Origin of the sequence: Diplocloster agilis (assembly GCF_019042275.1) — a bacterium.
Lineage (GTDB): Bacteria > Bacillota > Clostridia > Lachnospirales > Lachnospiraceae > Diplocloster > Diplocloster agilis.
This window is the reverse complement of record NZ_JAHQCW010000016.1, coordinates 98,441-105,658: the sequence shown is the minus strand read 5'-3', so window position 1 is coordinate 105,658 and position 7,218 is coordinate 98,441. Positions and strand designations below refer to the sequence as shown.

General features: G+C 45.0%; 6 protein-coding genes. 3 read left to right on the top strand and 3 right to left on the bottom strand.

Going from position 1 to position 7,218, the window contains the following annotated elements; all coding sequences use genetic code 11:
• Positions 1-131: helix-turn-helix domain-containing protein (locus KTH89_RS25115; protein WP_238721753.1), on the bottom strand; the 131-nt coding region annotated here is incomplete at its 3' end.
• A gap of 219 nt (positions 132-350) precedes the next feature.
• On the opposite strand from KTH89_RS25115, the gene KTH89_RS11180 reads away from it, so the two are divergent.
• From KTH89_RS11180 to KTH89_RS11170, 3 genes are all read left to right on the top strand, one after another.
• On the top strand, positions 351-1,526 hold the full coding sequence (locus KTH89_RS11180) for an iron-containing alcohol dehydrogenase (RefSeq protein WP_238721751.1): 1,176 nt from the start codon (positions 351-353) through the stop codon (positions 1,524-1,526).
• Positions 1,527-1,528: 2 nt separating this feature from the next.
• On the top strand, positions 1,529-2,269 hold the full coding sequence (gene yaaA / locus KTH89_RS11175) for a peroxide stress protein YaaA (protein ID WP_158348691.1): 741 nt from the start codon (positions 1,529-1,531) through the stop codon (positions 2,267-2,269).
• A 215-nt stretch (positions 2,270-2,484) separates the two neighbouring features.
• On the top strand, positions 2,485-4,218 hold the full coding sequence (locus KTH89_RS11170; protein WP_238721749.1) for a glycoside hydrolase family 35 protein: 1,734 nt from the start codon (positions 2,485-2,487) through the stop codon (positions 4,216-4,218).
• 123 nt (positions 4,219-4,341) lie between these two features.
• Here KTH89_RS11170 and KTH89_RS11165 read toward each other — a convergent pair whose 3' ends face one another.
• On the bottom strand, positions 4,342-5,277 hold the full coding sequence (locus KTH89_RS11165) for an AraC family transcriptional regulator (RefSeq protein WP_238721747.1): 936 nt from the start codon (positions 5,275-5,277) through the stop codon (positions 4,342-4,344).
• A gap of 33 nt (positions 5,278-5,310) precedes the next feature.
• Entirely contained in the window at positions 5,311-7,206 is a 1,896-nt protein-coding gene (locus KTH89_RS11160) for an RICIN domain-containing protein (RefSeq protein WP_238721745.1), read from the bottom strand.
• Positions 7,207-7,218 lie beyond the last annotated feature (12 nt).

The window sequence follows — 7,218 nt, the reverse complement described above, 5'->3', positions numbered from 1 at the left end:
ATAGTACTTGGGTGCTTCTCAAGTTTTCTGGCGATAGCAGCAAAAGACAGTCCATCGTTCAGGCCTTTTTCAATATGGATTCTTTGACTGGTGGTGAGGCGTTTTTGATCATATATTCTTTTCTTAGACATAACGAATCCTCCTACAATGGAGGAATCCACTAACCAATCAACCATACCACAAATCGTGTAAGAGTAAAATCATCAAACACGAATTTAAAGGGTGAAACAAGAATTAACTATTACATTTTAGGAGCAGGAGATAAAAAAAGCTTGACTTTCAGTTAACTTTAACGGTTATGATAAAGCCAGTAGACTTATAGAAATTTCATGAAAAGAGGAGAAGGTAATATGAACAATTTTACGTTTTACAGCCCGACGAAATTTGTGTTCGGCCAGGGAGAAGAAAAAAATGCGGGAAGTTATGTGAAACAATTCGGCGGCAGCAGGGTACTGATCCATTACGGCGGCGGTTCGGCGGTCCGTTCCGGTCTGCTGGACCGGGTCAAAGCATCCCTCGATAAGGAAGACATCTCTTACGTAGAGCTTGGCGGTGTAAAGCCGAACCCCAGAAGCGGGCTGGTGTATGAGGGGATCGAGCTTTGCAAAAAGGAAAAAGTTGATTTTATCCTGGCCGTAGGAGGCGGAAGCGTGATTGACTCCGCCAAGGCTATCGGGATTGGAACCCTGTATGACGGGGATTTCTGGGATTTTTACAGTGACAAGGCGGTAGTGGAGAGAACGCTTCCGATCGGCACCGTGCTGACCATTGCGGCTGCGGGAAGCGAAGGCTCCGACGGAAGTGTGATTACGCTGGAAGAAGGTATGTTAAAGAGAGCCTGTGGAAGTGATCTGATCCGCCCTAAGTTCTCCATCCTGAATCCGGAGCTGACCGAGACGCTGCCGGATTATCAGACTGCCTGTGGGGCGGTCGATATTATGGCACATGTATTTGAACGGTATTTTACGAACACGAAGGATGTGGAAATCACGGACCGGCTGTGTGAGGCGGTTCTGCTGACCATGATTTCGGAAGTGCCGAAGGTTATGGAGAATCCTAAGGACTACCAGGCCCGCGCCAATATTATGTGGGCCGGCATGATCGCCCACAATGACATCTGCGGCGCCGGCCGGGAGCAGGACTGGGCCAGCCACAGTCTGGAGCATGAGCTGTCCGCGCTGTACGACTGCGCGCACGGAGCGGGACTCGCGGTGATCTGCCCCGCATGGCAGGAATATGTCATGGAACATAATGTGGCCAGGTTTGCCCAGATCGCGGTGAGGGTCTGGGGCTGCCAGATGGATTTTGCCCATCCGGAGATTACGGCCAAGGCGGGTATCGCAGCTTTAAGGGCGTTCTGGAAATCGATCGGCATGCCGGGAAACTTTGCAGATCTTAACGCCAGAGAAGAGGATATTGAGAAGCTTCTGGATACCCTTGAGATCGACGGAACTACACTGGGGAATTTTGTGAAGCTGAACCGGGAGGATTGTGAAGCGATATACCGGATCGCGTGCCGGGCGTAGCTGTGAAAATTATAATATCACCTGCCAAGAAGATGATCATTAATACCGACGATATGGAGGTAAAGACAGCCCCAGTTTTCCTGGATAGAGCCAATGTATTAAAAGAATGGATACGGAAAATGTCCTATGCGGAAGCGAAGAAGCTGTGGAGCTGTAATGATAAGATCGCGGCGCTTAATTATGAGCGGTTTCAGACCATGGATCTTAAGCGGAGCCTGACGCCGGCTCTGCTGGCTTACGAGGGAATCCAGTATCAATACATGGCCCCCCGGATCTTTGAATATGACCAGTGGGATTATGTGGAAGAGCATCTTAAGATTCTGTCCGGATTTTACGGGATTCTGAGGCCCTTCGACGGGGTAGTCCCGTACCGGCTTGAGATGCAGGCAAAAGGCAGTCCGGACGGCGGGAACCTGTACGGGTTCTGGAAGGATGACATATACCGGGCCTTGGCTGCAGATACGGACTGCATCGTAAATCTGGCATCCAAAGAGTACTCCAAGTGTATCGAGAGCTGGCTGGAAGACGGGATCACCTATGTGACCTGTGTGTTCGGGGAAGAGAGAGACGGCCGGGTCGTGCAGAAGGGGACTCAGGCCAAGATGGCCCGAGGAGAAATGGTCCGCTATATGGCGGAAAGACAGATTACGGACTGGCGGGAAATAAAAAGTTTTGACCGGCTGGGATACTCATACGCGGAGGAGTTTTCGGATGAGGGGCGGCTGGTGTTTCTGAAAAGTTAACTGAGCAAAAGGGGACATGTCCAAACCGTTTGGACATGTCCCCTTTTGCCTCCTTTTGCTCTTTTACAGTGTCAGTGTATTTTGGGAATATAGTTAAACAATTAGATAATAAATTTAAAGTAATTTTACAAACACACTGATATAATCAAGAATTAAGAGTATGCAGTTTACTAACTTCACTAGTGACTAGATGAAAGACGCGAAAGGACAGAATTATGAATAAGTTTGAAATAAAGGATGATTTTTATTTGGATGATAAGCGGATAAAAATTATTTCAGGAGGCATGCATTATTTTCGAATTCTGCCGGAGTATTGGCGTGACCGGCTCGAAAAATTAAAGGCATTGGGCTGCAATACAGTGGAGACCTATATCCCCTGGAACCTTCACGAAAAGCATAAAGGAGCCTTTGATTTCAGCGGAATGCTGGATGTGGCCGGATATGTGAAAATCGCGCAGGAGCTGGGCCTTATGGTAATACTAAGGCCTTCGCCTTATATTTGCGGGGAATGGGAATTCGGAGGGCTGCCCTATTGGCTTCTGAAGGAAGACGGGATGAAACTTAGGTGTATGTATGAACCGTATATCCAACACCTCCGGGAATATTACAAGGTATTATTTGAAGTGATCGCCCCGCTACAGATCACCAAGGGCGGTCCGGTCATCTTCATGCAGATAGAGAATGAATACGGCTATTATGGGGATGATTCGGCCTATATGGAATTCGTGAAGGATCTGATGATCGAAAACGGCTGCGAAGTACCCCTTGTAACCGCGGATGGTCCCTGGGGGGAGGCCATTGAATACGGAAAAGCAGAAGGCGCTCTTCCGACCGGAAACTTTGGCTCGAAAGGCCGGGCCCAGTTTGAAGTCATGAGGAAAAAAATAGGAAATAAGCCATTGATGTGTATGGAATTTTGGGTCGGCTGGTTTGATTATTGGGGCGGAGAGCATAATACCGGCGATCTGGACGGACATCTGAAGGATTTAGATGATCTTCTTTCCGAAGGACATGTCAATATCTATATGTTTGAAGGCGGCACAAATTTTGGTTTCATGAATGGGTCAAATTATTATGAAAACCTGGAACCGGATGTGACTTCTTATGATTACGATGCGCTGCTGACGGAGGATGGACAAATAACCCCCAAATATAAGGAGTTTCAAAAGATCATCGGCAAATATCAGGATTTGCCGGAGGTTGACTTAAGCTGCAGCATAAAAAGAAAGGCGTATGGGGCCTTTGAGGTTACCAGAACCGCTGATTTGTTCCATAACCTGGAGAATTTGTCCGAACCGGTAGAATCGCTTTATCCGGTATGTATGGAAAAGTTGGATCAGGGATATGGTTATATTTTATATGAAAGTAATCTGCCGGAATTAAAACGTTTGGAAAAAATACGTTTGTGGAAAGCGAATGACAGAGCGAATATATTTTTAGATGGAAAGCCTGTCCTGACACTCTATGACAGAGAACTCCTGTCCGGGCACGAGTTGGAGAATGCGGTGTGCTCCGCTGGGAAATTAGATATTTTGATGGAAAATATGGGACGTGTTAATTTTACACCGATTATGGAAGAACAAAGAAAAGGAATAGATGGGGGCGTACAGCTAAACGACCGCCTGCATTTTGGATGGACGATTTATCCGCTGCCGCTGGAAGATATAACAAATGTGGACTATTCTGTTTGCGCCAAAGCGGGCCGGCCCGGTTTTTATGAATGCCAATTTGAAGTGGAAGAACCGGCTGATACGTTTCTGGATACAGAAGGCTGGGGAAAAGGCGTTGTGTTTGTAAATAACTTCAATATAGGGAGGTTCTGGGAGATCGGGCCGCAAAAGAGGCTCTATGTGCCCGCCCCGCTTTTGAAAAAAGGGCGGAATACTTTAGTGATATTCGAAACAGAAGGAATCGTATCCGACGCCATCCGGTTTTATGAAACACCTTAAATGAAGAGGCACCCCGGGAGCGCGGAGGGCTTGTACTGGCTACCGCTAAGTGGAATTGAAATAACAGAAAAATGGAGCGCTGCCCCATAGATGATTACTCATCTACCTAGCAACGCTCCATTTTTATGCTTTACATTTTTTAAAAGACTGCCTTAACAGCTTTTTGTAGTGGCTTGGAGTATAACCAAGATTTTTTCTGAAAACGGTTGTGTAATAATTCGCACTGTTAAATCCAACCAATCCCGCTATATTCGTGATCGAGTAGGATTCATTACTCAAATATTCCTGACTTTTGGAAAGCCTGTAATTGGTCAGATATTCAAACGGTGTGCAGGACAGGGCACGCTGAAAAAGTCTGCTGCATTCGGACTTGCTGATGCTGGCGCTTTTTGCGATATCACACAAGGAAATATCATATTTGTAATTCGTATGTATAAACAATAATATTTTATTGGTGAGATCTTCATCTTTTGTAGAATATCTTGCATTGCAATTGTGGTTATCCTGCACACGGTCGTAAAGGTTCGCCCATATATGAACAAAATGCTGATGTATATCTAATTCATATGTATGCGAGGGGCGGGAGAACAGTTGGATAACGGCATCAAGTTCCTCCATAATACTTTTCCCGGATAACGTATCCCGGTTTAAGATGATATATCCATTTGATACCGCCTCTATAACAGCGAGATAATATTTGTGAAACAATATGGATTTGTTGTCTCCATAAATCAATTGCGGGCTTAAAATAACCGTTTTGTATATCCCGCATTGATCCCCATTTTTTTGAACCTTATGGAGTTTATTTGGAAAAATAATATACCCTTCGTTTTCGTGTACCGTGATAACATCTTTCTGCACCGTCAGTTCAAGGGAACCTTTTTGAACGACGCCGAATTCCAATTCAAGCTGCCAATGCCAATCCACAACGTGATTCGTAAATTCATCGATATTATCATGATAAAGCTCACAGGGAAAACCATACGTACCATAAGGAAAAATTGCCTGGTTGTTGGAAGTAACGGTAACCGTTCTTCTATTGTTGTCTTCGTTGCACATAAAATCACCCGCTGAAACTAACTTTTATTTACACTAATTGATCACTTCAAATTTCCACTGCTGGTTGTCATAAGCATGATAATCATATTGGTCAATATTATTGCCATTCGTCATATCGCCATTTTTGACCCCCAATGCCTTGTTGCTGTTTTTGTTAACAATACTAAAATATCCATTGTTCAAGTCAATAACTTGCCAAAGCTGATTTTTATCTCCATTCGGCTGCCATAACTTCATGCTTGTACTATTAGCGGTCGACGCTCCGGGGACATCCAGCATTTTTGCTGCATTGGTATTGGCGATGTAGTATTCGCCGTTATCATTGGCAATGAATTTCCACCCTTGGCTGATGCTGCTGTTGTCCTTATCCATAATAATAATATTGGCACTATTATCAGGCGAGGAGTTCTCTACATCGATTACTTTCGTATTATCGCTTTTGTTAACAATTTTATAGGCCGCATTTCTGTCAAAAGCAGGTGTGGTAGCTGCAGCAGCGTTGTCGATTACATATGTCGTAATAGATTTAGGGGCAGTGCTAATCTGTAACAGATTGTTCTGAACGGCGATGTTATCCAGCTGTACCAGATTTTCGGTATGGGAAGTCCGATATGCTTTCGCGCTGTTGCCCATCGTTGAAAACTTGGATAAATCAATCGCGTAACTGTTTTGGGAATTCGTATCATTAATGACCACCAGCGTCAGTTCATTTGTATTTTTATTTAATGCGGCAAGCATATTAGAGTCATTCGCACCGATTATCGTGGAATCGGGTCTGATAAATTTGGAATAGTTCGCCATTCCATAATATTGTTTTGTTATTTCATAATTCTCTTCGCCCTCGAAGTTTGCGTGGATAAAGCCCCAATTGTTCACATTAAATTCTTCTTCAACCGCCTGCCAGTACACCCAAGTCTCGGCCTGCATTTCCCTGACGTCATCCCGGATTTTATGCGCCAGTTCCAAAGCGCTTTCAATTGCGTTATGGTCGTGGTCGCCCACACCGACGCCGTATTCCGATTGTGAGATACGTTTCTCATTGCATAATGCGATGGTATTGAGAAATAAACGTTCGGTACCGTAGTAGGAATGGGTATTGATCTTATCAATGCTGGATTTCGCGGCGCTGTCATAGGAATTCCACGAGGACAATGTAGAGTTGAATTCAAAACCCTCCGGCCCGGCAAGAGTCACATTGGATAATCCCTTTGCATCGAAGGTTTCCGCTAATACTTTAAAAAAGTCATTCTGTTCCTGCTGTGTATAGTGGCAGCCTTCCTGCCTGTTATTAATTTCCCACCAGGGCCCGTTTGGCTCATTGATTGGGGAAATAGAGTCGAAGGTGATATTATAGGTATTCTTAAATAAAAGGTACACCTCCGCTAAATAGTCTGCGAAGTCATCATAGTATTCAGGCTTTAAATTACTGGCTCCATCCACATTTCCCGCGGAGCATCCGCTATAGGTCATCCAATGAGGCGGTGTTTTTGCAAAACCTTCGACAATGTTGACGCCGCGTGCAATTGCTTCATTTAATACGTAGCGCTGGGTTTCATCCGCGTTATAATCCCATACTCCGGGTTCAGGCTGATAACCTTCCAGATTAGCGCCGTTTCTCATATGGGTATGCGTTGGATCATCGCCGCCGCCAATATTGTACCTTGCCACATTGAATCCTAATCCGGCGGTATCATCAAAGATGAGATCCAGTATTTCACTTTGTTTTGCGGTATCCTGCCATCCGCCGATGGCATTCCCCCACCAGGACAGAGAAGTTCCCCAGCCTTTAAAGGTTTGAAATTCAATCTCAGGACTAACCGTGACGGTGTTTTGTGCTGCACCGGAACTGGCGGATACACTGGAAACCATTGTTGCAGATAACAAAACCATTATAAGGAAGAAACATAACCCTTTTTTAACACTATGCACAATATAACCCTC

Excerpts from the sequence above, each read along its gene's own strand:
- KTH89_RS11170 (WP_238721749.1), top strand. The coding sequence starts at position 2,485 with ATGAATAAGTTTGAAATAAAGGATGATTTTTATTTGGATGATAAGCGG.
- KTH89_RS11165 (WP_238721747.1), bottom strand. The coding sequence starts at position 5,277 with ATGTGCAACGAAGACAACAATAGAAGAACGGTTACCGTTACTTCCAAC.
- KTH89_RS11180 (WP_238721751.1), top strand. The coding sequence starts at position 351 with ATGAACAATTTTACGTTTTACAGCCCGACGAAATTTGTGTTCGGCCAG.